We start from the raw sequence: 22,895 nt of genomic DNA, 5'->3' as shown, positions 1-22,895 counted from the left end.
GTTATTTCGCCCTCTCTACAAAGATTTCGTTTAACGTCGGCTCTAACATTTTGAATTGTCGTAAGCTAACACCTTGCTCTTGCAACTGTTGCAAAATCTTGAGAGCTTCCGCATCGTCTTGTACTTTCACATAAAGAAGGCCTTGTTGTTTTTCATACGATACATGTATAGCTTCTAATCCCTTTTCATTCTCTACTGTATCTTCAATCGTTAAATTACGGAAACCGTATTCTTTCTTAATATCACTTAGCTGTCCTTTTACGACTGCTTCACCTTTTTTCAAAATACATACATGTTGGCAAAAAGCCTCTACTTGTTCCATACGATGACTTGATAAAATAATCGTCTTTCCGCTCTGTACTTGTTCTTCAATAATACTAGCTAACATCCCAGCATTAACTGGATCGAGGCCGCTGAATGGTTCATCTAAAATGAGAAGTTCCGGATTATGAAGAAGAGCAGCAATTAATTGGATTTTTTGCTGATTCCCTTTTGAAAGCTCTCCAGCCGTTTTAAATTTATATTCCGGTATCGCTAAACGCTCTAACCAGTGATCAATAGCGTGATCCACTTCTTTCTTCGACATTCCTTCTAATCTACCAAAATATCGCAGCTGATCTATTACTCTACTTTTTGTATATAAACCTCTTTCTTCTGGTAAATACCCAATTGTTACACCACTATTTCCAAATGCTTTTCCATCCCATGTAATCGAACCTTCATTAGGCGTTAATAATCCGAGAAGCATTTTGATTGTTGTTGTTTTCCCTGCACCATTTCGTCCAAGTAACCCTAGTACTTCACCTTTTGGTAACGAAATTTGCAAACCGTTAACTGCTTTTGATTCCCCAAATTGTTTCGTTAAGTTTTGAATTTGTAAACTCAAGTATAAAGCCTCCCCTTTAGTATCATTCGTACTCTCTTTCAAAGACTATGTTTATTCAAGACAAAATATAGCACCGCGCTTCATCCTCTTATATGTAAACATCGTCATTAATCCATCATTTGTTCTATTTAGTTAAAATTGTAAATAACAAAGTTCTTTTTGTCAATTATAATTGTCATTACGACAATAAAAATTGTCAAAACAACTATTATTATTTTGCTCATCTTTCTAATATAGGACATACTACTATATATACAAAAGACAATATGCAAATGTTCATATAAAAATATTATATTTTAATATATAATATAAAATGATTTTCTAACATCAAGGAGGATACATATGAAGATGAAGAGGGGCATTACCACTTTATTATCTGTAGCGGTTCTATCTACATCACTTGTAGCATGTTCAGGAACACCAGAGAAAACAGTGGCAAAAGAAGAGAAAGTAAAATTAACAGAACAACAATTAATGGCTGATTTATGGTATCAAACAGCCGGTGAAACGAAAGCACTTTACTACCAAGGGTACAACATTGGTCAATTAAAGCTTGATGCAATTCTTGCAAAAGGGACAGAGAAAAAACCTGCTATCGTGCTTGATTTAGACGAAACTGTTTTAGATAACAGTCCTCATCAAGCAATGAGCGTAAAAACAGGCAAAGGCTATCCTTACAAATGGGATGATTGGATTAACAAAGCTGAGGCTGAAGCCCTTCCAGGCGCAATTGATTTCTTAAAATATACAGAGTCTAAAGGTGTAGATATTTACTACATCTCAAATCGTAAAACGAATCAACTAGATGCGACAATTAAAAATCTTGAGCGTGTAGGTGCTCCTCAAGCAACGAAAGAACATATATTACTACAAGATCCGAAAGAAAAAGGAAAAGAAAAACGCCGTGAACTCGTTTCTCAAACTCATGATATTGTCTTATTCTTCGGTGATAACTTATCTGATTTCACAGGTTTTGATGGAAAATCTGTAAAAGATCGTAACCAAACAGTAGCAGATTCAAAAGCACAATTTGGTGAGAAATTCATTATTTTCCCGAATCCAATGTATGGCGATTGGGAAGGCGCTTTATATGATTATGATTTCAAAAAATCAGATGCAGAAAAAGATAAAATCCGTCGCGACAACTTAAAATCATTTGAAGTAAAATAAAAGAGGATGGCATTCGCCATCCTCTTTTATTTTACTTTCTCTGTTAAAGGCAAGATAAATACTTCCACACGTCTATTCTTTGCCTTTCCTTCTTGTGTATCGTTTGGAGCAATTGAACGGTATTCTCCGTATCCAATCGCACTAAATTTTTCTGGTTGTAATTCTTTATTTTGCAGTAATACTTGCATAAAATTAACTGCCCGCTGCGTACTTAATTCCCAATTCGACGCAAACTGCGCATTGGCAATAGGGACATTATCCGTATGACCCGATACTGTAATTTCACGAGGTGACGCTGAAACAAGTAAGCTAGACATCTCTTTTGCAATCCCTAAAGATTCTAATTTCACATCTGCTTTCCCCGAATCAAACAGTATATTTTCTAATATTGTCACCATTAATCCCTTTTCAGTTAATTTAGTTTGAAAAGAAGAGGATAATTGTTTTTCATTAATATATTGATCAATCTTTTTTTGTAATGCTTTCAATTCATCCATCTCTTTTTTTTCTTTAGCTCTAGCTTCTTCTTGTTTTTTTGTTTGTTCTGCCTCAAGGCTACTTGCTGATAATTCTTTTTCATCATTTGGCTTTTGATCACTTAAAAATTCTTTGTTACCTGTTCCCCCAGCTAATTCACTTCGAAAAGCAACTGCCATCTGTTTAAACTTCGCAGCATCTATACTACTCATTGCGAATAAAACGATAAACAATGCAAATAACAACGTTAACATATCAGAATATGGGATTAACCATGTTTCATCGATATGCTCATCATGTTTTTTCTTTTTGCCTCTTCTATTTTTCTTACTCCGCATTTTTTTCTGCTCCTTTTTCTAGCTTTTTACGCTCAGTTGCAGAAAGTGCACCTAAAATGCGGTTCTTCATAATAAACGGATATGTACCTTCTTGTAACATTAATAAACAATCAATGATTAAACGTTTTTTCTCAATTTCAGCTGAAGATTTTTGCTTTAACTTATTTGCAAATGGATGCCATAATACATAACCTGAAAAAATACCAAAAATCGTTGCAATAAACGCACCCGAAATAGCATGACCTAACTTTTCAATATCAGTTAAGTTACCAAGCGCAGCTACAAGACCGATAACAGCACCTAAAACTCCTAATGTCGGTGCATACGTACCAGCTTGTGAAAAAATAGCAGCTCCCTTTGCATGTCTTTCTTCAATTGCCTCTAATTCAGATTCCAAAATCTGCTCCAAATCTTCTGCGGATACGCCATCAATCACAAATTTCATACCGCGCAAAAGAAATTCATCTTGAATTTTGTCTAATTGTTGCTCTAAAGACAAAATACCGTATTTTCTACTTTCAGATGTCCAATGAACAAATAATTCTAGCAACTGTTCATAACTTAAATCCTTTTTATTTGAACCAAAAAGAACTTTAAATAGTTTTGGAACCCTTTTTAGTTGATTCATCGGAAATGCAATACATACTGCAGCAAATGTACCGATAAAAATAATTAATGCTGCGGCAGGATTTAATAAGGCTGTTATGTCAGCGCCCTTGACGACCATCCCTACTACCACTGCTACAAATCCTAAAATAAGTCCAATAATTGTTGCAAAATCCATTCCCATTCACTCCCAGTCTATACAAGAAGTTCTCTATTCTCGATAATCGCTACATCTTCTTATGTATATATATTACATAAAAAATGCATTTCATGAAAGATAAGAAATGAATTATATAAAAAAATACTACAAATTCACACATTTTCTGACATTTTCTTTGCATTTCTATTACGTTATGACTCTTATATTCCTTTTCCAACAAACTAGATTTATAATAAAAAAAACATTACACATTTTATTAAGAAGGGACTGTGATTACAAGGCATCATGAAAAAGATAATAATTATTTCTGCCACTACTATTGTAATCGGGATCACATCTTTCGCTTACTTTGGTTCTAAAACACCACTACATAATGAAGCAAAAGCTGTCGAAAGTCAAAAGCATAATAACCATAAAAAAGAAGAGATTCCTGCTTTTCCAAAAGCTGATCATAATGCAAAGAAAATAGACAATGACTTTTCAGTGGTAACAAATCCCAAATCTAATCTTGTCTTAATTAATAAACATCGAAAACTACCAGATGGATACATTCCTGAAGACTTAACGAGACCAAATGTACCATTTATTAGTCCAAAAGATAAAGAAAAAACATTGCTGCGAAAAGATGCTGCAGAGGCACTTGAAAACATGTTTAAAGCTGCGAAAAAAGAAGGGCTTGATCTTACAGCTGTATCTGGTTATCGTTCATACAAACGCCAAAAATCGTTGCATGATACATACGTTAGCCGCCAAGGAAAAGCCGAAGCTAATTCGGTAAGCGCAATTCCTGGTACAAGTGAACACCAAACGGGTTTAGCAATGGATATTAGTTCAAAATCAGCTAAATTTCAATTAGAGCCTATCTTCGGGGAGACAGCAGAAGGAAAATGGGTCGCAGAACACGCTCATGAATTCGGCTTTGTCATTCGTTACTTAGAAGATAAAACAGATACAACAGAATATGCATATGAACCATGGCACTTACGCTACGTTGGTAATCCATACGCTACATACCTATATAAACATCACTTAACATTAGAAGAAGCGATGGAAGACAAAAAATAAGAGAGCAATTTGCTCTCTTATTTTTCTTTCACTCTATTATTGTAGTAATTTCTTCTTCCATTCTTCAGGCCATGGTTCGCCTCTTCCTGTTTTTTTCGACGCTTGAACCATCATTCCACGACCTACTAAACAAACCTCTCCTGCTGCATTCTTCACCATATAATGTAAATCTAAAGAAGAATTCCCGACCGATCCTGCCTTTACATACACCTTCAGCTGTTCATCAAAATATATTTGCTTAATAAAATTACATTGTAAATCCGCAACAACGATCATCGTTTCTGATGATGCATGTGTCCACTCTTGCATAAATCCAAGTTCTTTAAACAACGCAATACGAGCTTCTTCAAAATAAGTAAAAGCAACGACATTATTTACATGTCCAAACATATCTACTTCACCAAAACGAACCTTTACAGGGTTGTAAAACGAAAAACCACTTTCCCATTGCTCAAAGTCTTCAATATAAGAAATCCTCTTCATTGTTATCTCCCCTTTTCACCTTTAAATAAACAGAATAAACAGAAAAATAAAGTTATAAATATTGCCTCTTCGATATGAAGAGGCAATATTTATTAATAGTTATTATCGCTACCAAAGAAATCTTTGAACGATTGAATTGTTGTATCACGGTTTAATGCCGCAATTGAAGTTGTTAAAGGAATACCCTTCGGACATGATTGCACACAGTTTTGAGAGTTACCACAGTTTGCTAGTCCTCCATCTCCCATAATTGCACGTAAGCGATCTGCTTTATGCATTTCACCCGTTGGATGTGAGTTGAATAAGCGAGCTTGTGATAACGGTGCTGGTCCAATAAAGTCAGACTTACTGTTTACGTTTGGACATGATTCTAAGCAAACACCACATGTCATGCATTTTGAAAGCTCATAAGCCCATTGACGCTTTTTCTCAGGCATTCTTGGTCCTGGACCTAGGTCATACGTACCATCAATTGGAATCCACGCTTTAACGCGTTTTAGAGCATTAAACATGCGACTACGATCAACTTGCAAGTCACGTACAACCGGGAATGTCTTCATCGGTTTTAAGCGAATTGGTTGCTCTAATTGATCGATAAGTGCCGTACATGATTGACGTGGTTTTCCGTTAATCACCATCGAACATGCACCACATACTTCCTCTAAGCAGTTCATATCCCATGCAATCGGAGTTGTTTGGTTCCCTTTTGAATCAACAGGATTACGACGGATTTCCATAAGTGCTGAGATAATATTCATATTCGGACGATATGGAATTTCAAACTCTTGGTCAAACGCTTGCGCATCTGGCCCGTCTTGTCTCGTAATGATGAGGCGGATTGTTTTCTCAGACATGTTGTTTATCCCCCTTCTCTTCACCCTTAGCAGCTACATCGTGTTTTGAAGAATAATCACGTTTACGTGGTTTAATTAACGAAATATCAACGTCCTCGTAATGGAATGCTGGTGCATTTCCTTCTCCCTCAAATTTTGCCATCGTAGTTTTTAAGAAGTTTGCATCATCACGATTTGGGAATTCAGGTTTGTAATGCGCCCCACGGCTCTCATTACGGTTATATGCGCCAATTGTAATAACACGTGCTAACTCAAACATATTTGCAAGTTGGCGTGTAAATGAAGCACCTTGGTTACTCCATCTTGCTGTATCGTTAATGTTAATACGTTTGTAACGAGCCATTAATTCTTCAATTTTCGCATCTGTTTCTAATAATTTTTTATTTTCACGAACTACTGTAACGTTATCTGTCATCCATTCTCCAAGCTCTTTATGAAGAACATACGCATTTTCGTTACCATCCATCGTTAAAATATTGTTAAATTTCTCTGTTTCGATTAATTCATTTTGCTCATATACAGTAGATGAAACAGCATCAGATGATTTAGAAAGACCTTTCATATACTCAATTGCGTTTGGTCCTGCTACCATACCACCATAAATTGCTGATAATAGTGAGTTTGCACCAAGACGGTTACCACCGTGCATAGAATAATCACACTCACCTGCTGCAAATAAACCTGGAATATTTGTCATCTGTTTATAATCAACCCATAGTCCGCCCATTGAATAGTGAACAGCTGGGAAGATTTTCATCGGTAGTTTACGAGGATCATCCCCTGTAAATTTCTCATAGATTTCAATAATTCCACCTAGTTTAATATCTAGTTCTTTTGGATCTTTATGAGAAAGATCTAAGTACACCATGTTTTCACCGTTAATACCTAGTTTTTGCTCTACGCAAACATCAAAGATTTCACGCGTTGCGATGTCACGAGGTACAAGGTTTCCGTAAGCCGGATATTTTTCTTCTAAGAAGTACCATGGTTTACCATCTTTATATGTCCAAACACGTCCACCTTCACCACGTGCAGATTCACTCATAAGACGTAATTTATCGTCTCCAGGAATTGCCGTTGGGTGAATTTGAATGAACTCACCGTTTGCATAATATGCGCCTTGTTGATATACAGCAGAAGCTGCTGTACCTGTATTGATAATGGAGTTTGTTGATTTTCCGAAAATGATACCAGGGCCCCCTGTTGCCATAATCACGGCATCTGCTCCGAAACTTCTAATCTCCATAGTTTGTAAGTCTTGTGCAACGATTCCTCGGCACACACCTTCATCATCAACAACAGCTCGTAAGAAATCCCAACCTTCATATTTCGTTACAAGTCCTGCTACTTCGTGACGACGTACTTGCTCATCTAATGCGTAAAGTAATTGCTGTCCAGTTGTTGCACCAGCAAATGCTGTACGGTGATGTTGCGTTCCACCAAATCGACGGAAATCAAGAAGTCCTTCTTCCGTACGGTTGAACATAACACCCATACGGTCCATTAAATGAATGATACCAGGTGCTGCTTCACACATTGCTTTAACTGGTGGTTGGTTCGCTAAGAAGTCCCCACCATAAATTGTATCGTCAAAGTGGATCCATGGAGAATCCCCTTCACCTTTCGTATTTACGGCACCGTTAATTCCGCCCTGAGCACATACAGAATGTGAACGTTTTACTGGTACTAAAGAAAACAGTTCAACATTTACTCCTGCTTCTGCCGCTTTAATCGTTGCCATTAAGCCAGCCAAGCCACCGCCGACTACTATAAGTTTCCCTTTCATGCTCTCCCACTCCTTACTGGTTTGCTAGCTGTGGATCGATGAACGCTAATAATGCACTCACACCTACATAAGATAAACCTAAGAAAATAGCTAATGTTACATAAGTAGAGATTCTTTGTGAACGTGGAGATACTGTAATTCCCCAGCTGATGCAGAATGTCCATAGTCCATTTGCAAAGTGGAAAATTGTTGAAACAACACCAACTAAGTAGAATGCAAACATAGCTGGATTGTTTAAAATATCTGCCATCATATCATAGTTTACCTCTTTACCTAACATTGCTTGAATACGAGTTTCCCAGACGTGCCAAGAAATGAAGATCAGCGTAACGATACCTGAAATTCTTTGGAAAACGAACATCCAGTTACGGAAATAACCGTAAGAAACCGCATTGTTCTTAGCTGTAAATGCAATATATAAGCCATATATAGCATGGTACAGTATCGGTAAAAAGATGATGAAAATTTCTAGCGCATACCGGAATGGAAGGAGCTCCATAAAGCCTGCAGCTTTGTTAAAAGCCTCTGCTCCTCGTGTTGCAAAGTTGTTTACAATTAAATGTTGCGTCAAAAAGACACCAACCGGGATGACCCCCATTAATGAGTGCCACTTACGAAACGTATACTCGCGGCCTTTCATGTCCCCATTACCCCCCTTGAATGTTTGACTGCTGTTTTCAGATTAGTTTATGACAATAATGTTTTTTCACTATTGGCATAAGAAAAACTGAAAAAATTATTCGAAATATTTCAGCATAATTTGATACCAAGTTCATTTTACTCCTATTTTTGTCGAAGCGTCAAGAAAACGTATACATAATTTGCATATAATTTGCCAATTCTTTTTTTCTTCTTATATATTCAGATTTTCCTAAAGAAAAATCTGTTTTTATAAATGTGAAATGTTATATAATAATCCCTATAGAAAGAGGGGAATATTGTGAGTAAAAATACAATCGATACAACATCTTTAGAAGATGTTTCATTGAACGCCTTCGCTTATGAATTGCTACGTGAAGAATTACTACCTGATTTAATCGGCAACGATTTAGATGGTATTTTATACTGGTCTGGTAGAAACCTTGCAAGAAAATATCCGCTAGAAACAATTGAAGAAGTCATTCAGTTCTTTGAAAAGGCTGGCTGGGGCACTTTAAGCATTGTTGAACATAAGCGTCGTGAAATGCAGTTCCAACTTAAAGGCACACTCATCGCAGAACGTCAAAAACAAAAACGACATTCTTCTTATCAACTAGAAGCCGGATTCATCGCTGAACAAATCCAAAAGCAACGGAACGTCGTTGCAGAGTCATACGAAGAAAAGAAAAAACGTTCTGACTCTATTACATTTCTTGTAAAATGGGATATAAAAGATCTCATTGAAGTGTAAGCATTACCTACAGTCAACTAGACATATCAGTTTAGTTGACTTTTTTGTATTTTCATTCAGATGCATTTATTTTAAATCTTCAGAAATTATACCAAAAAACAGAAGACGTTGTAAACTACAACGTCTTCTTATCTGTTAAATACGTATAAATCGTCTCCGCGACATTTTTCGGCATACCCGCTTCGACAAATTCCTCTATAGAAGCTTCTTTCATCTTCTTTAATGAACCAAAATGTTTTAACAATACCTTTTTCCGTTTATCACCGATTCCTGGAATATCATCCAATGCTGATTGAATGACAGATTTCCCGTGTAATTGACGATGGAATGTAATCGCAAATCGATGCACCTCATCTTGAATACGCTGCAATAAATAAAATTCTTGGCTATTTCTCTCAAGCATCACAGGTTCCGGTGGATCCCCAATAATTAAATGGGAGGTTTTATGTTTATCATCTTTTACAAGACCTGCCATCGGAATATATAATCCGAGCTCATTCTCTAAAATATCACTTGCAGCCGCTAGATGGCCTTTTCCTCCATCAATAATAATCAAATCAGGTAAAGGTGAATTTTCTTTAAGCGCCCTTGTATAACGGCGCCTCACAACTTCTCTCATAGACTCATAATCATCTGGTCCTTGAACCGTTTTAATTTTATATTTTCGATACTCTTTCTTCGCCGGTTTCCCATCGATAAAAGCAATCATTGCAGAAACGGGATTTGTTCCTTGAATATTTGAGTTATCAAACGCTTCAATACGATATGGCGTTTCAATCCCAAGCTGCTTCCCTAAATGATCTACCGCTTTAATCGTTCGTTCTTCATCACGTTCAATTAAGTAAAACTTCTCTTCAAGAGCAATCTTCGCATTTTTATTTGCCAATTCTACAAGGTCTTTTTTCTTACCACGTTTCGGCTGCGTCGCTTCCACTTCTAAAAAGCGCTCTACTAATTCCGAGTCTATACTTCCTGGAACGACAATTTCCTTCGGCTTAAAATGACTACTGTTTTCATAAAATTGGCCGATAAACGTTAAAAAACCCTCTTCTGGTTCATCGTAAATTGGAAACATAGAAACATCACGTTCAATTAGCTTTCCTTTTCGAACGAAGAAAACTTGAACACACATCCATCCTTTATCCACTGCATATCCAAACACATCACGATCCACTAAGTCACTCATAATCATCTTTTGCTTTTCCATAATCGCATCAATATGAGCAATTTGATCACGCAACTCTTTTGCACGTTCAAACTCTAGTTTCTCTGAGGCCTCATACATTTTTATTTCTAGTTCTGAACGAACTTCTTTATGTCCACCATTTAAAAACTTAATAATTTCATCTACAATTTCTTTATTTTGTTCTTCCGTCACTTCTTTCACACAAGGCGCTAAACATTGACCCATATGATAATACAAACAAACTTTATCTGGCATATTCGTGCATTTCCGAAGTGGATACATACGATCTAGCAGTTTTTTCGTTTCATGAGCAGATTGTGCATTTGGATAAGGACCAAAATATTTCCCTTTATCTTTTTTTACGTTTCGAGTAATGAGTAAGCGAGGTTGCTTCTCCGCTGTAATTTTAATAAAAGGATATGTTTTATCATCTTTTAATTGAATATTATATTTCGGATCATATTTTTTAATTAGATTTAACTCTAAAATAAGTGCTTCTAAATTCGAAGAAGTTACAATATATTCAAAATCAACAATTTCTCCTACAAGCCGCAGTGTTTTCCCATCATGTGAACCAGTAAAGTACGAGCGCACACGATTTTTAAGCACTTTTGCCTTTCCGACATATATAACCGTTCCTTGCTTATCTTTCATCAAATAACAACCAGGTTGATCTGGTAAAATAGCCAACTTCTCTTTCAAATGTTCGTGCACTCGTCTCCCTCCATTTCTACATACTTAGCATTTTTATTTTCCCTTGAAAACATACTATGCCCAAACACCCAACATACGTTCTTTTATTGTAACGGAAAGACTGTAAAAAAGAAAATAAAAAAAGCTACCAAATGGTAGCTTTTTTATTTTAGAAGTGTTTAGAAACTAATTCTACTAACGCTTCTTTCGGTTTGTAACCTAACGCTTGATCAACTACTTTACCGTCTTTTAATACGAAAAGAGCTGGAATGCTCATTACTTCGAATTGACGAGCAGTTTCTTGGTTTTCATCAACGTCTACTTTTACTACTTTTACTTTTTCGCCTAGTTCTGCATCGATTTCCTCTAATACAGGAGCGATCATTTTACAAGGTCCACACCAAGGTGCCCAGAAATCTAATAATACAACACCTTCGCTAGTTTCAGCTGCGAAGCTTTGGTCATTTGCGTTTACAATTGCCATTTTATTTCCTCCTTCAAGTATATTCTACCAAGAGTATATCATTAACTTATATACGTGGCGAATAATATGTATCGTTATGTATTGTAACAAAAAAATGTTCCTTTATACTATATAAAAATACGGATTAAATACTAAAAAGATGAGAGACAGGGGATCTCTCACCTTTTTCTATATATAGGGGTACTTCACTTGGAACTCAAGGGTACTAAAATCATGAATGTACTTTTAACTTTTTAAACTCTTCTGTTAAAAGAGGTACAACTTCGAATAAGTCACCGACAATACCGTAGTCAGCTACTTTAAAGATACTTGCTTCTGGATCTTTATTAATCGCAACGATTATTTTTGAGTTAGACATACCTGCTAAATGCTGAATCGCACCAGAAATACCACATGCAATGTATAAGTCTGGGGTAACAACTTTACCAGTTTGACCAATTTGTAATGAGTAATCACAGTATTCAGCGTCACAAGCACCACGAGATGCCCCAACAGCGCCGCCTAGTACGTCAGCTAACTCTTTTAATGGTTTAAAGCCTTCTTCACTCTTCACACCGCGTCCACCAGCGATAATAACTTTCGCTTCAGAAAGATCCACACCTTCTGCTGTTTTACGGACAACATCTTGAATGATTGTACGTAAATCTTTCACATCAACTGTAATAGAAGATACGTCACCGCTGCGAGACTCATCTTTTTCCAGAGTTGCAATGTTATTTGGACGCACTGTCGCAAATAAGATGCCGTCTGTTACAATCTTCTTCTCGAATGCTTTACCAGAGTAAATTGGACGAGTGAAGATAACATTTCCACCTTCAACCTCTAAAGCAGTTACGTCAGAAATTAAACCAGCTTCAAGCTTCGCTGCTAATTTTGGTGATAAATCTTTGCCAAGTGCTGTATGTCCAAAGACAATACCTTCTGGATTTTCTTCAGCATGTACAGCTAAAAACGCTTGTGCATAACCATCAGATGTATATGATTTTAATTTATCATTTTCAACTGTCACAACGCGATCTGCACCGTAATGAATCAATTCATTTGCAAAAGAGGCAACGCTGTCTCCAATTAGAAGACCTACTACTTCACCGCCTTCTGCAATTGTTTTTGCTGCTGCTACCGCTTCAAAAGAAACGTTACGTAGCGATCCATCACGAACTTCACCCATTACTAATACTTTACGAGCCATAGATTTTCCCTCCTGCATATATAATTTCGTATTTTATTAGATTACTTTCGCTTCTGTATGGAGCAACGATACAAGTTCTTTTACTTGATCTTGCAGCTCGCCTTGTAACACTTTTCCTGCATCTTTCTTAGGAGGCAAATAGATTTCAATTGTTTTTGTCTTTGCTTCCACATCATCTTCTTCTAAATCTAAATCATCTAATTCTAATTCTTCTAGCGGCTTTTTCTTCGCTTTCATAATACCTGGAAGCGATGGGTAACGCGGTTCATTTAAACCTTGCTGTGCTGTTACTAAAACTGGTAATGAAGTTGCAATCACTTCTGTATCACCTTCAACATCACGCTCAATCTTCACATTTGTACCGTCAATTTCAAGTTTTGTAATTGTCGTTACATACGGAATATTTAACGCTTCAGCTACGCGTGGTCCTACTTGTCCAGATGCACCATCAATTGCAACGTTTCCGCCTAAAATTAAATCTGCATCTTTATCTTTTAAATATTCAGCAAGCACTTTTGCTGTCGTGAACTGGTCACCATTTTCTACGTCATCTTCAATATTAATTAATACAGCTTTATCACAGCCCATTGCTAATGCAGTACGAAGTTCTTTCTCACTATCTTCGCCACCGACTGTTACAACTGTAACTTCTCCACCTTGTGCGTCTCTTACTTGAATTGCTTCTTCAATTGCATATTCATCGTAAGGGTTGATGATGAATTCCGCTTCGCCATCGTAAATTGCACCGTTTTTAATTACGATTTTTTCTTCTGTATCAAATGTTCGTTTCATGAGTACGTAGATGTTCATTCCATTTACCCCCTTGTTTTTCAGAAAGATTCTATCAATTTTAATTTTCTGTTAATTTATATTAAAAAAATAATTGAACTACCTGCCACTAAATGAAGGTTTACGCTTTTCTAAAAATGCAGCTACACCTTCTCTTCCATCTTCACTCGTAAATACTTCACCAAAAATCTGTGATTCACGTTGTACACCTTCATAGTAATGAGACGATTTTGTCGTTTGCAATAACTCTAGTACAGCACGAGTTGTTGCTGGACTTTTTCCAGCAATTTGTTTTGCAACTTTAAGCGTATCATCTAAAAGAGATTCTTCAGAGAACAATCCGTTAACAAGTCCCCACTTTAATGCTTCTGCACCAGTAATTGGTGTGCTTGTTAACATCATTTCACAAGCTTTCGCTTTCCCAACATAACGTGGTAAGCGCTGTGTACCTGCAAAGCCAGGAATTAATCCAAGTGTTAATTCAGGTAAACCAAGTTTTGCACTTTCAGTTGCAAAGCGCATGTGGCAAGACATAGCAAACTCAAGGCCGCCGCCCAGTGCCGCTCCATGAATTGCCGCAATAACTGGTTTTGAACATTTTTCAACACGCTCAAACGTAACTTGTCCAAGCTGTGCTAATTCTGTTGCTTGCTTCGCTTCAGTAACAGATGTAAATTCTTTAATATCTGCTCCCGCTGAGAAGAAACGTCCTTCACCATGAATAACAACAACACGAATGTTATCATCCTTTTCCACTTGATCAATTAATTCAGTAACGTCATGCATAACTTGTGAAGACATCGCATTCGCTGGTGCGTGATTTAACGTCGCCACCGCGATATGATCTTCAACTCTTACAGATAGGAATTTCAACATGATCCCTCCCATTATTGACGATAACCACAAGCTGCAATAAGTAGCCCGTGTACCGTTTTTGAAAGTGCGACCAGATCATACTTATGATCGCTCATTACCCAATTGGTCACAACTTCATCCACTGTTCCAAAGATCATTTGTCTTGCCACGCGAACATTTAAATCTGCTTGAAATTCACCTTGTTTTATACCAGTCTCTAAAATCTCATCCATAACTTGTAAGTAGCCTTTTAATACTTCATTTATTTTAAGGCGCAAGTCTTGATTGGACTGCCTCAGCTCTAATTGCGTAACGATAGCAAGAGGATCATTTTGCGACAACAGCAAGAAGTGCGTTTCTACCAACATGAATAACTTCGATACAGCGCTTTCAATTCCTGCTGTTTTTTGACGAATTGTTTCGACAAATTCTCCCATCTTCTCTTGGAATAAGGATATTAATATATCTTCTTTATTTTTAAAATATAAATAAATCGTGCCATCAGCTACCCCAGCTTGCTTTGCGATTTTAGAAACTTGCGCTTGGTGGTACCCATTCTCCGCAATCACAATGACTGCCGCATCAATAATTTGATTGTATTTCGGTCTATTTTTCTTCACTTTACTGTCCCCTTCAAGAAGATGACTGAATGAATAGTCATTCATATTCTTATAATACTGACTATTTAGAAAAGTGTCAATCCTATTTTTTCAAAAAGAAAGGGCCTTAGCCCGTTTGCTCATCCTCATTCTTTCTCTTCTCTTCATCTATTAGAACACGGCGCAAAATTTTCCCTACTGTCGTTTTCGGCAAATCATCTCTAAACTCATATACTTTCGGCACTTTATAAGCCGCTAAATATTTACGTGCAAACTGATTTAATTCTTCCTCAGAGCACTCCGTACCTTCTTTTAACACAACAAATGCTTTAACTGTCTCTCCTCGGTACGGATCTGGAACTCCAATTGTCACTACTTCTTGCACTTTTTCATGCTCATATAATACTTCTTCAACTTCACGAGGATACACATTAAATCCACTCGCGACAATCATATCTTTCTTGCGATCTTTTACATAGAAAAATCCATCTTCATCCATGTAGCCAACATCACCTGTATGGAGCCAGCCATCTTGCAATACAGCCGCTGTTTCCTCTGGCTTATTCCAGTATCCTTTCATAATTTGAGGACCTTTCACTACAATTTCCCCTATTTCTCCTGGCGGTAATGCCTCACCAGTCTCAAGTGACATAATGATTGCTTCTGTATCTGGCCACGGAACTCCAATGCTACCTGGCACTCGCTTTTCCCATAAAAAATTACTATGTGTAACTGGAGAGGATTCTGTTAAACCATATCCCTCTACTAGTTTACCACCTGTAACTGTTTCGAACTTTTCCTGTACTTCTACTGGCAGTGGTGCTGATCCACTAATACAAGCACGAATAGAAGAAATATCGTATTCTTTTAAAAGTGGGCTATTTAAAAGAGCGATATAAATAGTTGGTGCCCCTGGAAATAGTGTCACTTTATGCTTCTTAATCGCTTCAAAAACCATTTTCATATCAAACTTTGGAATAAGGACCATTTTGTATCCTTGCATAACACTCAAATTCATAACAGCCGTCATGCCGTACACGTGGAAAAATGGAAGAACCCCAAGAACGACTTCTTCTCCTTCTTTGCAATTATATAACCATTGAACTCCCATTAACGTGTTAGAGACGAGGTTTTTATGCGTTAACATAACGCCTTTCGGAAATCCGGTTGTTCCTCCTGTGTACTGTAAAAGAGCTAGATCATTTTCAGGATCACAAGGCTCCTCAACATCCGTATTCACTTCTTTTTCTACTGAATTCCAAAGATGAATCGTTTCACTCTCTGATACTTTCACAACTAAATTTGACTGTTTTTTCTGCACAAATGGATACAATAGATTTTTAGGGAATGGTAAAAAGTCCGCAATACGAGTTACGATAATATGCTCAATTTTTGTAGCAGATTGAACATTCGTTACTCTTGGAAACACTAAATCGAGACAAAGAATTACTTTTGCTCCCGAGTCATGAAGCTGATATTCTAATTCTCTCTCTGTATACAGTGGATTTGTTTGTACTACGATACCTCCCGCAAGTAATGTGCCGTAATAACCAATTACAGCTTGCGGACAATTCGGCAACATAATAGCAACTCGATCACCCTTTTCCACACCGAGCTTTTGAAGATAATTTGCAAACCTCTTCACCTTATCATGGAAGTCCGAAAACGTAATATCCTTCCCTAAAAAGTGAAGCGCTTTCTTTTCTGGGTAGCGAGAAGCCATCTGTTCTACATATCTATGAAGCGGCTGAATATCATAAGAAATCGTACTCGGAATTTCCTCTGGATAACTTTTCAACCATGGTTTTTCCACCTTCATTCCCCCTTCAAATACATAAAAATAAATGAATGTTCATTCATGATGGTTATTTTCATTATATTATAGTCACCATAGCGTTACAATCATAATATTCTGACTTTTGTATAACTATGCTTTACTTCATTAACTTCTTATTATATGTAGAAACTCTCTTAATCTTAAAAGAGTAAGAGAGTTATAGTTTAACTTAATCTTATTATCGTTAACACTGCTCCTGGAGTAGTTGTTGATAATGTTGCGACAGCTAACAAACCAAATAATTGCAAGCTAATAGCATCTCCTGCTGCAAGAGTTGTAATGATTGTTGCACTAAATGATGTGGTTGCTACCGCAGGAGCATTAATCGTCCCAGCAAGTGCCCCTCCATTAATTGTAATCCGTGAACTGACTAATAATGAAGCCGTTATATTAATTGTATATGAAATATAATAATTACCAGCATTTGCAACCGTAAATACTGTGTTTCCACCAGAAACAGTAATTCCTGGACCGATGTTTTGATTATTTGGAAGCGGGACATTCGTTCCACCAAGAACTACAGATATCGCTGTTCCCGACGTATTATTTGCAAATGCATATGTCGCCGTGATACTTGTACCTGTTGCTCCGGTTGGACCTGTTGAACCCGTTGATCCTGTTGCTCCCGTCGGACCTGTTGAACCCGTTGGACCTGTTGCTCCCGTCGATCCGGTTGGACCTGTTGAACCCGTTGATCCTGTTGCTCCCGTCGGACCTGTTGATCCTGTTGAACCCGTTGGACCTGTTGCTCCCGTCGATCCGGTTGGACCTGTTGCTCCCGTCGGACCTGTTGATCCTGTCGCTCCTGTTGGACCTGTTGAACCCGTTGGACCTGTTGCTCCCGTCGGACCTGTTGCTCCTGTTGAACCCGTTGGACCTGTTGCTCCCGTCGATCCGGTTGGACCTGTTGAACCCGTTGGACCTGTTGCTCCCGTCGGACCTGTTGAACCCGTTGGACCTGTTGCTCCCGTTGATCCTGTTGGACCTGTTGCTCCCGTTGGACCGGTTGAACCGGTTGAACCCGTTGCTCCCGTTGGACCTGTTGCTCCTGTTGCTCCTGTTGAACCTGTCACTCCTGTTGAACCTGTCACTCCTGTTGAACCTGTCGCTCCCGTCGGACCTGTTGAACCGGTTGCTCCTGTTGAACCTGTCGCTCCTGTTGGACCGGTTGAACCGGTTGCTCCTGTTGAACCTGTCACTCCTGTTGAACCTGTTGCTCCCGTCGATCCGGTTGGACCTGTTGCTCCTGTTGCTCCCGTCGGACCTGTTGAACCCGTCGGACCTGTTGCTCCCGTTGGACCTGTTACTCCCGTTATTCCTGTTACTCCCGTTATTCCTGTCGCTCCCGTTGGACCTGTTACTCCCGTTATTCCTGTCGCTCCCGTTGGGCCTGTTGCTCCCGTTGATCCTGTTGAACCTGTTGCTCCCGTTGCTCCGGTTGGACCTGTTGCTCCTGTTGCTCCCGTCGGACCTGTTGAACCCGTCGGACCTGTTGCTCCCGTTGATCCTGTTGCTCCCGTCGGACCTGTTGATCCTGTCGCTCCTGTTGGACCTGTTGAACCCGTTGATCCTGTTGGACCTGTTGGACCAAGCTTAGGGACTGTCCCATCACAACTAAAACAACACGAATCAACATGTACACCATTTTGATTATTACAACTACAATATCCATTTGTATTATTGAGCCATGAAGACATGTTGATTCCTTCCTTCAAATTCAATCTTATAAGTACAAGTAAGAAATTAAAAAACATTTATCAAATCAGACCGAAAGCTTTATTCAGTGGAGATAAATATAGATTTATCCCGTACATTCTAATAATTATTACATGCGATACTATCTCCTTTTGCTTGTACTTTCGCCTCTCTAGTTAAATGAAATTCCTTTTCTAAATTCTTCATACACATATGGATTTTAATCTTACATAACGATATCCGTATAATTCGTTATTTTTCAGCAAAATTTTAAAAATATAATTACGAATAAAAAACTTATTTTGGGAAAGAAGATGAAGAAAATTCTTAGTATTTTCATGGTTGTTCTTCTATTCGCTGTTGAATGCGGACAGCAAAAAAGAGGAGAAAAAGGTAACAACGATAGAAGATAAAAAGCAAACTATAACAATTAAACATACTGAAGGGGAAACAAAATTAGATAAACCGGCGAAAAAAGTTGCTATACTTGGAACACCTTATTTCTTATGGTTGATGAGGAAAAGTGGGAAGAAAGTTAATTAAAAGACGACTTCATATATGTGAAGCCGCCTTTTCCTATTACAGCATAAAATTAATATAAGCTTTGTACATAATATATATAACAAGTGAATACATGATTATATTGAACACAGTTCGTTTTAAAGTTAACTGTCTCTTTAATTTCTTATCCTGTAACCTTAGTTCTATTCCGCTTGCTATTTTCAATCCACCTATTATTTGAAATAGCTCTCTGTAATCATCAGCATTTCCTAACAATATATATTCTTTATTATTTTTATACTTTATATAAAGAAATTCACTTCCCCCTTTACGGTCTAATATTGTTTTCATATTGTAGCAATGCTTAATTAATTATTTCTTGTGGAACAGGGATTATATTATCTCTCACGAATTTAATCTATGAACAAAAATAGGAGGGATAACTATGTACCAAACAATTGACGGCTTCTTGCAATCATGGACATACGAAGCTGAGTCTACTCAGAAAATGCTTGATTCATTAACCGATGCATCTTTATCACAAGAAATTGCACCTGGGCACTGGACCTTAGGAAGAGTTGCTTGGCATATCGTGACGGCAATTCCTGTTATACTATCTGGCACAGGGCTAAAGTTTGAAGGAGCAACGAAAGATTATCCTGTTCCAACTTCTGCAAAAACAATTGCAGATGAATACCGTAAAGTGAACGCGGCTTTTGTTAAAACACTTCAAAGTAAATGGACTGATAAAGACTTAGCTACTATTAACGACTTCTTTGGTCGCCCTATGCCGAATTCTATATTTTTAATGACGCTTATTAATCATCAAAATCATCACCGCGGGCAAATGACGGTTTTAATGCGACAAGCCGGCTTAACAGTTCCTGGCGTATATGGCCCCGCAAAAGAAGAATGGGCTGCGGCTGGAATGGAAGCACCTAAAATGTAACGACAAAAAGACAAGATGTTTACACATCTTGTCTTTTTCTGTAACTTGTTTCATGTGAAACTATTTTTTGTTAAATGGTTGTTTTATGGAAAAAACAAGTTAAAATAAATACATATTATGAGGAGGATCAACCAAATTGAATAAAAAAATAACTATGAGAACTCTTTTACTAGCTTCTATTATTGGAGTTATCAGTGTATCTCTTTATTTCACATATTATGGTACCCCTTGGGGAAAACAAGCAGCAATTACGGAATCAAAAGAATATATTACAAAATACTTCGATTTAGATGCGGAAGTCAAAAATACTTCTTACGATGCTAAAATGAATAGCTATGCAATCTCCTTTGAAACAAGTGGAGACGGAGAGTTTACTATCGAATATAAAAGTCCTAATAACTTTAACATTTCTCCAGGAGTGCAAAAGTATTTAAGCACACACTCTAAATTTACAGAGTAGTACCGAAACATACATATACAAAAAAGAGTTGGTGTAACGCCAACTCTTTTTCTTATTCTTTTCATACAGTTATATCTTCCTTCTCTATATTTTTAATGCCGTAATATGCAATCACAACTCCAATTGCCGCCAATGCTAGTTGAAGGGGAAGTAAAGTTGCTGTAGGAAACTCTGGGTTGGTATTCATTGCAATTGAGACAACGATAAGAGATGAAACAATTGTAGTTGGCACTGAACGTTTACGCATTCCGAAATATAATGGGATTAAACTCATCCCCGCAGTTGCAATGGCTAAAGGAACTAGTTTTATTCCTTCTTGCACCAATTGATCTACTGTGAATGAATGAGGAAGAATTGAAAAACAACTATCTATCCCAAAGAAAATTCCTACTACTAAAATGTTAGATACAATAACTGTTATAAATGTTACTATCGCTGTAATAGCCAACTTACTAGCCATCATTTTCTTTCGATTAATGGGATAAGAAAACATGAGTAGTATTGTTTTATTTTTATATTCGTCAATTATTAACCTTGCTATTAATACACTACCAAAAATAATAAATGTTGCTCTTACTACTGTACTAGCCATTAACAAAATCATCTGCGGATCTCTTATTTCTGGATCTCCTTCTATTTGTGCAATGAAACTAACAAAGATTAATAATGCCAGTATAATAATATTTGCAATAACTGCTCCCCTCACATACCATCCAAACTTAAATTTCTTCAATTCTAACTTCATAAGACGTAGCATGATATTCCTCCTTCCTCCTTGGACTTAATCAATATAAATGACTCCTGTTTCACTTAAAATCTTCGCTTCATTTTTTGCATCACCAATCGTTCCTACTTTTATTTTGTCTGTATTTTTATCTTTCTTAAGTCCTTTTAAATCCACTATTACGTCAGCCGAATTACTTTTAGCCATAAGCTTCAATGATGCAGGGACACCTTTATACCGTACGCCAATATCACCTGATTTTGTTTCTATAAATAATGATTTTGTTTCTATAAATAATGATTTTCCTTCTGTCATATCTTTCAGTAATACTTCCCCAGATGTTGATGTGATGTTCATATTTGAGTTACTTACATTTGTTATATAGTTATCACCAGTCGTAGACTTTATATTTAATTCTTGTACTGAACTACCTTTTAAAACTAACTCTCCACTTTGCGATATAAATTCACCTTTCTCGGCTGATAGTCCTGTAATCATTTCATCTCCAGACTTGCCTTTTGTCATGATATTTTTTACTACTATATCTCTTATTTTCACATCACCCGATTTATTATTTACTACAATTTTATCTATTTCTTTCTTCGGAATAGCTATAGATATACTATTTTTCTTCCTAAACGTGAAACCATTAAAAAATCTGTTCATCTTTTGTTTTTGCTTAATCACAATTTTATTTTCATCATTTTCTATTTTGACAGGATCTATCTCTTTATCTGCTTGTTCACCTTGAGCGGAAATTACTATTTTATTAGCGTCTGTACTTTTAAATTCAAGATTCCAGTTTTCATTGTCTACTTCTATTTCTTTTATATTATTTATCTCAAAAGACTTTTCTTTCTTAAAATCTTTCCCCTGAAATACCTTAATACCAAAAACTACACTAGCAATTGTAATGAATAATATTGCAATTACTATCATTTTTTTCACTATTCATACCCCAGTTCGTTTTTGTTTTAAGCTTGCTTCACGCCACATCGATCTTGTCGATTTTACGATATGAAAGATAACTGATGAAAATTCCTAATAAACAGAGCACTATTGGGATAGCTATAAAATTAAACAGACTTACTTGACCGTTTCCATGACCAAAGTTACTACTAATTAGCATTCCGATTATTACTGCAGAAGTAATTGTTGTGGGTGTCGATTTCTTTCTCATCCCAAAAAATAAAGGAATTAAACTTATACCAGATATCATAAATGCACTTATAAAAGTAGTTGGAACGATAGATATTATTTCACCTATCGTAGCTGGTGTTTCAATCAGTCCCATCATTGGACTCACAAAATATACAAGCAAACTGATACTGAAAGTAGCGATAATCGTGCTCACAAAACAAAAACAAAAAACAATTGTTAATTTCGCTCTCATTAGCATTTTTCGTTGCAATGGGTACATAAATAGTAGTTGCATTGTTTTGTTCTTATACTCATCAATTACTAAACGTGATAAAATGACCGAACTAAAAATAATGAATGTTATCCTAATAAAAGTGTTTATTAAAACCATTTGTTGCGTGAAGTCAAAGAAGAGCACGTCTCCCTCGGCTTTCATTCCCAACGCCATAAGGCTTACTGCAGCGAAAATTGCTATAATACAAATTGCTACCCCTTTAAAGTAACTAGATAATTTATGTTTCTTCCATTCGAGCTTCATTAATCTAAGCATACAAACCACTCCTCCATTCTTTATATAAC

General features: G+C 37.0%; 23 protein-coding genes and 2 pseudogenes. 6 read left to right on the top strand and 19 right to left on the bottom strand.

Annotated features, from left to right (window positions below; translation table 11 throughout):
• Position 1: 1 nt before the first annotated feature.
• Positions 2 to 886, bottom strand: a complete 885-nt coding sequence (locus tag QO049_RS07195) for an ABC transporter ATP-binding protein (protein WP_000058117.1) — start codon at positions 884 to 886, stop codon at positions 2 to 4.
• Between the two features lie 342 nt (positions 887 to 1,228).
• Between QO049_RS07195 and QO049_RS07190 the strand changes: the two genes are divergently transcribed.
• Positions 1,229 to 2,056 carry a 5'-nucleotidase, lipoprotein e(P4) family gene (locus QO049_RS07190; RefSeq protein ID WP_000782768.1) on the top strand — a complete coding sequence of 276 codons (828 nt, stop codon included), beginning with the start codon at positions 1,229 to 1,231 and terminating at the stop codon, positions 2,054 to 2,056.
• Positions 2,057 to 2,082: 26 nt separating this feature from the next.
• Here QO049_RS07190 and motB read toward each other — a convergent pair whose 3' ends face one another.
• Positions 2,083 to 2,871: a flagellar motor protein MotB gene (gene motB / locus QO049_RS07185; RefSeq protein ID WP_001256735.1), complete on the bottom strand. Its 789-nt coding sequence runs from the start codon at positions 2,869 to 2,871 to the stop codon at positions 2,083 to 2,085.
• The gene (gene motA, locus QO049_RS07180; protein WP_000344853.1) at positions 2,861 to 3,655 is read right to left on the bottom strand and encodes a flagellar motor stator protein MotA; all 795 of its coding nucleotides are present in this window, start codon (positions 3,653 to 3,655) and stop codon (positions 2,861 to 2,863) included. Before motA ends, motB begins: the two co-directional genes overlap by 11 nt.
• Positions 3,656 to 3,922: 267 nt before the next feature.
• On the opposite strand from motA, the gene QO049_RS07175 reads away from it, so the two are divergent.
• Positions 3,923 to 4,702: a M15 family metallopeptidase gene (locus QO049_RS07175; protein WP_048567811.1), complete on the top strand. Its 780-nt coding sequence runs from the start codon at positions 3,923 to 3,925 to the stop codon at positions 4,700 to 4,702.
• Positions 4,703 to 4,738: 36 nt separating this feature from the next.
• Here QO049_RS07175 and QO049_RS07170 read toward each other — a convergent pair whose 3' ends face one another.
• The 4 genes from QO049_RS07170 to sdhC all read right to left on the bottom strand — a co-directional run bounded on the left by QO049_RS07170 (position 4,739) and on the right by sdhC (position 8,465).
• Positions 4,739 to 5,185: an acyl-CoA thioesterase gene (locus QO049_RS07170; RefSeq protein ID WP_000822734.1), complete on the bottom strand. Its 447-nt coding sequence runs from the start codon at positions 5,183 to 5,185 to the stop codon at positions 4,739 to 4,741.
• Positions 5,186 to 5,277: 92 nt separating this feature from the next.
• Entirely contained in the window at positions 5,278 to 6,039 is a 762-nt protein-coding gene (gene sdhB, locus QO049_RS07165) for a succinate dehydrogenase iron-sulfur subunit (RefSeq protein ID WP_001291827.1), read from the bottom strand.
• Positions 6,032 to 7,825, bottom strand: coding sequence for a succinate dehydrogenase flavoprotein subunit (gene sdhA, locus QO049_RS07160; protein ID WP_000676750.1), 1,794 nt, complete (start codon positions 7,823 to 7,825; stop codon positions 6,032 to 6,034). The genes sdhB and sdhA overlap by 8 nt, the downstream gene beginning before the upstream one ends.
• A gap of 13 nt (positions 7,826 to 7,838) precedes the next feature.
• Positions 7,839 to 8,465 (bottom strand): succinate dehydrogenase cytochrome B558, encoded by a 627-nt coding sequence (sdhC, locus tag QO049_RS07155; RefSeq protein ID WP_000678354.1) that lies wholly within the window; start codon positions 8,463 to 8,465, stop codon positions 7,839 to 7,841.
• 300 nt (positions 8,466 to 8,765) lie between these two features.
• Between sdhC and QO049_RS07150 the strand changes: the two genes are divergently transcribed.
• On the top strand, positions 8,766 to 9,215 hold the full coding sequence (locus tag QO049_RS07150; protein ID WP_000042226.1) for a YslB family protein: 450 nt from the start codon (positions 8,766 to 8,768) through the stop codon (positions 9,213 to 9,215).
• A gap of 115 nt (positions 9,216 to 9,330) precedes the next feature.
• On the opposite strand, the gene uvrC is transcribed toward QO049_RS07150, so the two are convergent.
• From uvrC to QO049_RS30920, 8 genes are all read right to left on the bottom strand, one after another.
• The gene (uvrC, locus tag QO049_RS07145; RefSeq protein ID WP_000544296.1) at positions 9,331 to 11,115 is read right to left on the bottom strand and encodes an excinuclease ABC subunit C; all 1,785 of its coding nucleotides are present in this window, start codon (positions 11,113 to 11,115) and stop codon (positions 9,331 to 9,333) included.
• 148 nt (positions 11,116 to 11,263) lie between these two features.
• Positions 11,264 to 11,578, bottom strand: coding sequence for a thioredoxin (trxA, locus tag QO049_RS07140; protein WP_001018943.1), 315 nt, complete (start codon positions 11,576 to 11,578; stop codon positions 11,264 to 11,266).
• A 211-nt stretch (positions 11,579 to 11,789) separates the two neighbouring features.
• Complete coding sequence (etfA, locus tag QO049_RS07135; RefSeq protein ID WP_000101943.1) at positions 11,790 to 12,767, bottom strand: electron transfer flavoprotein subunit alpha; 978 nt, start codon at positions 12,765 to 12,767, stop codon at positions 11,790 to 11,792.
• A gap of 36 nt (positions 12,768 to 12,803) precedes the next feature.
• Entirely contained in the window at positions 12,804 to 13,577 is a 774-nt protein-coding gene (etfB, locus tag QO049_RS07130) for an electron transfer flavoprotein subunit beta (RefSeq protein WP_001029028.1), read from the bottom strand.
• 78 nt (positions 13,578 to 13,655) lie between these two features.
• A complete protein-coding gene (locus QO049_RS07125; protein WP_000911292.1) occupies positions 13,656 to 14,432 on the bottom strand; it encodes an enoyl-CoA hydratase in 777 nt (258 codons plus the stop codon).
• A gap of 11 nt (positions 14,433 to 14,443) precedes the next feature.
• Positions 14,444 to 15,031 carry a TetR/AcrR family transcriptional regulator gene (locus tag QO049_RS07120; protein ID WP_000742223.1) on the bottom strand — a complete coding sequence of 196 codons (588 nt, stop codon included), beginning with the start codon at positions 15,029 to 15,031 and terminating at the stop codon, positions 14,444 to 14,446.
• A 106-nt stretch (positions 15,032 to 15,137) separates the two neighbouring features.
• Positions 15,138 to 16,823 carry a long-chain-fatty-acid--CoA ligase gene (locus tag QO049_RS07115; protein ID WP_246961350.1) on the bottom strand — a complete coding sequence of 562 codons (1,686 nt, stop codon included), beginning with the start codon at positions 16,821 to 16,823 and terminating at the stop codon, positions 15,138 to 15,140.
• Positions 16,824 to 17,011: 188 nt separating this feature from the next.
• On the bottom strand, positions 17,012 to 18,544 hold the full coding sequence (locus QO049_RS30920; RefSeq protein ID WP_284489237.1) for a BclA C-terminal domain-containing protein: 1,533 nt from the start codon (positions 18,542 to 18,544) through the stop codon (positions 17,012 to 17,014).
• A 312-nt stretch (positions 18,545 to 18,856) separates the two neighbouring features.
• On the opposite strand from QO049_RS30920, the pseudogene QO049_RS07105 reads away from it, so the two are divergent.
• Positions 18,857 to 19,043, top strand: a pseudogene (locus tag QO049_RS07105) (ABC transporter substrate-binding protein); the annotation flags it as partial.
• Between the two features lie 78 nt (positions 19,044 to 19,121).
• On the opposite strand, the pseudogene QO049_RS30720 reads toward QO049_RS07105, so the two are convergent.
• Positions 19,122 to 19,397: pseudogene (locus tag QO049_RS30720) on the bottom strand (hypothetical protein); the annotation flags it as partial.
• 91 nt (positions 19,398 to 19,488) lie between these two features.
• Here QO049_RS30720 and QO049_RS07100 point away from each other — a divergent pair.
• Both QO049_RS07100 and QO049_RS07095 read left to right on the top strand, forming a co-directional pair.
• Complete coding sequence (locus QO049_RS07100; RefSeq protein WP_284489236.1) at positions 19,489 to 19,992, top strand: DinB family protein; 504 nt, start codon at positions 19,489 to 19,491, stop codon at positions 19,990 to 19,992.
• Positions 19,993 to 20,146: 154 nt separating this feature from the next.
• The gene (locus tag QO049_RS07095) at positions 20,147 to 20,452 is read left to right on the top strand and encodes a YfjL-like protein (RefSeq protein WP_063245281.1); all 306 of its coding nucleotides are present in this window, start codon (positions 20,147 to 20,149) and stop codon (positions 20,450 to 20,452) included.
• A 61-nt stretch (positions 20,453 to 20,513) separates the two neighbouring features.
• On the opposite strand, the gene QO049_RS07090 is transcribed toward QO049_RS07095, so the two are convergent.
• The 3 genes from QO049_RS07090 to QO049_RS07080 are packed head-to-tail and all read right to left on the bottom strand — an operon-like array spanning position 20,514 to position 22,866.
• Positions 20,514 to 21,209 carry an ABC transporter permease gene (locus QO049_RS07090; RefSeq protein WP_048656672.1) on the bottom strand — a complete coding sequence of 232 codons (696 nt, stop codon included), beginning with the start codon at positions 21,207 to 21,209 and terminating at the stop codon, positions 20,514 to 20,516.
• 24 nt (positions 21,210 to 21,233) lie between these two features.
• On the bottom strand, positions 21,234 to 22,124 hold the full coding sequence (locus QO049_RS07085; RefSeq protein WP_284489235.1) for a DUF4097 family beta strand repeat-containing protein: 891 nt from the start codon (positions 22,122 to 22,124) through the stop codon (positions 21,234 to 21,236).
• 37 nt (positions 22,125 to 22,161) lie between these two features.
• Positions 22,162 to 22,866, bottom strand: coding sequence for an ABC transporter permease (locus tag QO049_RS07080; protein ID WP_246961354.1), 705 nt, complete (start codon positions 22,864 to 22,866; stop codon positions 22,162 to 22,164).
• Positions 22,867 to 22,895: the final 29 nt, after the last annotated feature.

Source organism: Bacillus sp. RB3 (genome assembly GCF_030164735.1).
Lineage (GTDB): Bacteria > Bacillota > Bacilli > Bacillales > Bacillaceae_G > Bacillus_A > Bacillus_A cereus.
Note: the sequence above shows the minus strand (reverse complement) of the source record. Positions and strands in the feature narration are given on the sequence as shown.

What these genes read in the sequence shown, in the direction of transcription:
- QO049_RS07190 (WP_000782768.1), top strand. Translation starts at nt 1,229, where the DNA reads ATGAAGATGAAGAGGGGCATTACCACTTTATTATCTGTAGCGGTTCTA.
- QO049_RS07175 (WP_048567811.1), top strand. Translation starts at nt 3,923, where the DNA reads ATGAAAAAGATAATAATTATTTCTGCCACTACTATTGTAATCGGGATC.
- QO049_RS30920 (WP_284489237.1), bottom strand. Translation starts at nt 18,544, where the DNA reads ATGTCTTCATGGCTCAATAATACAAATGGATATTGTAGTTGTAATAAT.
- QO049_RS07090 (WP_048656672.1), bottom strand. Translation starts at nt 21,209, where the DNA reads ATGCTACGTCTTATGAAGTTAGAATTGAAGAAATTTAAGTTTGGATGG.
- QO049_RS07095 (WP_063245281.1), top strand. Translation starts at nt 20,147, where the DNA reads ATGAGAACTCTTTTACTAGCTTCTATTATTGGAGTTATCAGTGTATCT.
- motA (WP_000344853.1), bottom strand. Translation starts at nt 3,655, where the DNA reads ATGGATTTTGCAACAATTATTGGACTTATTTTAGGATTTGTAGCAGTG.
- sdhA (WP_000676750.1), bottom strand. Translation starts at nt 7,825, where the DNA reads ATGAAAGGGAAACTTATAGTAGTCGGCGGTGGCTTGGCTGGCTTAATG.
- etfB (WP_001029028.1), bottom strand. Translation starts at nt 13,577, where the DNA reads ATGAACATCTACGTACTCATGAAACGAACATTTGATACAGAAGAAAAA.
- QO049_RS07125 (WP_000911292.1), bottom strand. Translation starts at nt 14,432, where the DNA reads ATGTTGAAATTCCTATCTGTAAGAGTTGAAGATCATATCGCGGTGGCG.
- motB (WP_001256735.1), bottom strand. Translation starts at nt 2,871, where the DNA reads ATGCGGAGTAAGAAAAATAGAAGAGGCAAAAAGAAAAAACATGATGAG.
- etfA (WP_000101943.1), bottom strand. Translation starts at nt 12,767, where the DNA reads ATGGCTCGTAAAGTATTAGTAATGGGTGAAGTTCGTGATGGATCGCTA.
- QO049_RS07170 (WP_000822734.1), bottom strand. Translation starts at nt 5,185, where the DNA reads ATGAAGAGGATTTCTTATATTGAAGACTTTGAGCAATGGGAAAGTGGT.
- trxA (WP_001018943.1), bottom strand. Translation starts at nt 11,578, where the DNA reads ATGGCAATTGTAAACGCAAATGACCAAAGCTTCGCAGCTGAAACTAGC.
- QO049_RS07100 (WP_284489236.1), top strand. Translation starts at nt 19,489, where the DNA reads ATGTACCAAACAATTGACGGCTTCTTGCAATCATGGACATACGAAGCT.
- QO049_RS07080 (WP_246961354.1), bottom strand. Translation starts at nt 22,866, where the DNA reads ATGCTTAGATTAATGAAGCTCGAATGGAAGAAACATAAATTATCTAGT.
- sdhC (WP_000678354.1), bottom strand. Translation starts at nt 8,465, where the DNA reads ATGAAAGGCCGCGAGTATACGTTTCGTAAGTGGCACTCATTAATGGGG.
- sdhB (WP_001291827.1), bottom strand. Translation starts at nt 6,039, where the DNA reads ATGTCTGAGAAAACAATCCGCCTCATCATTACGAGACAAGACGGGCCA.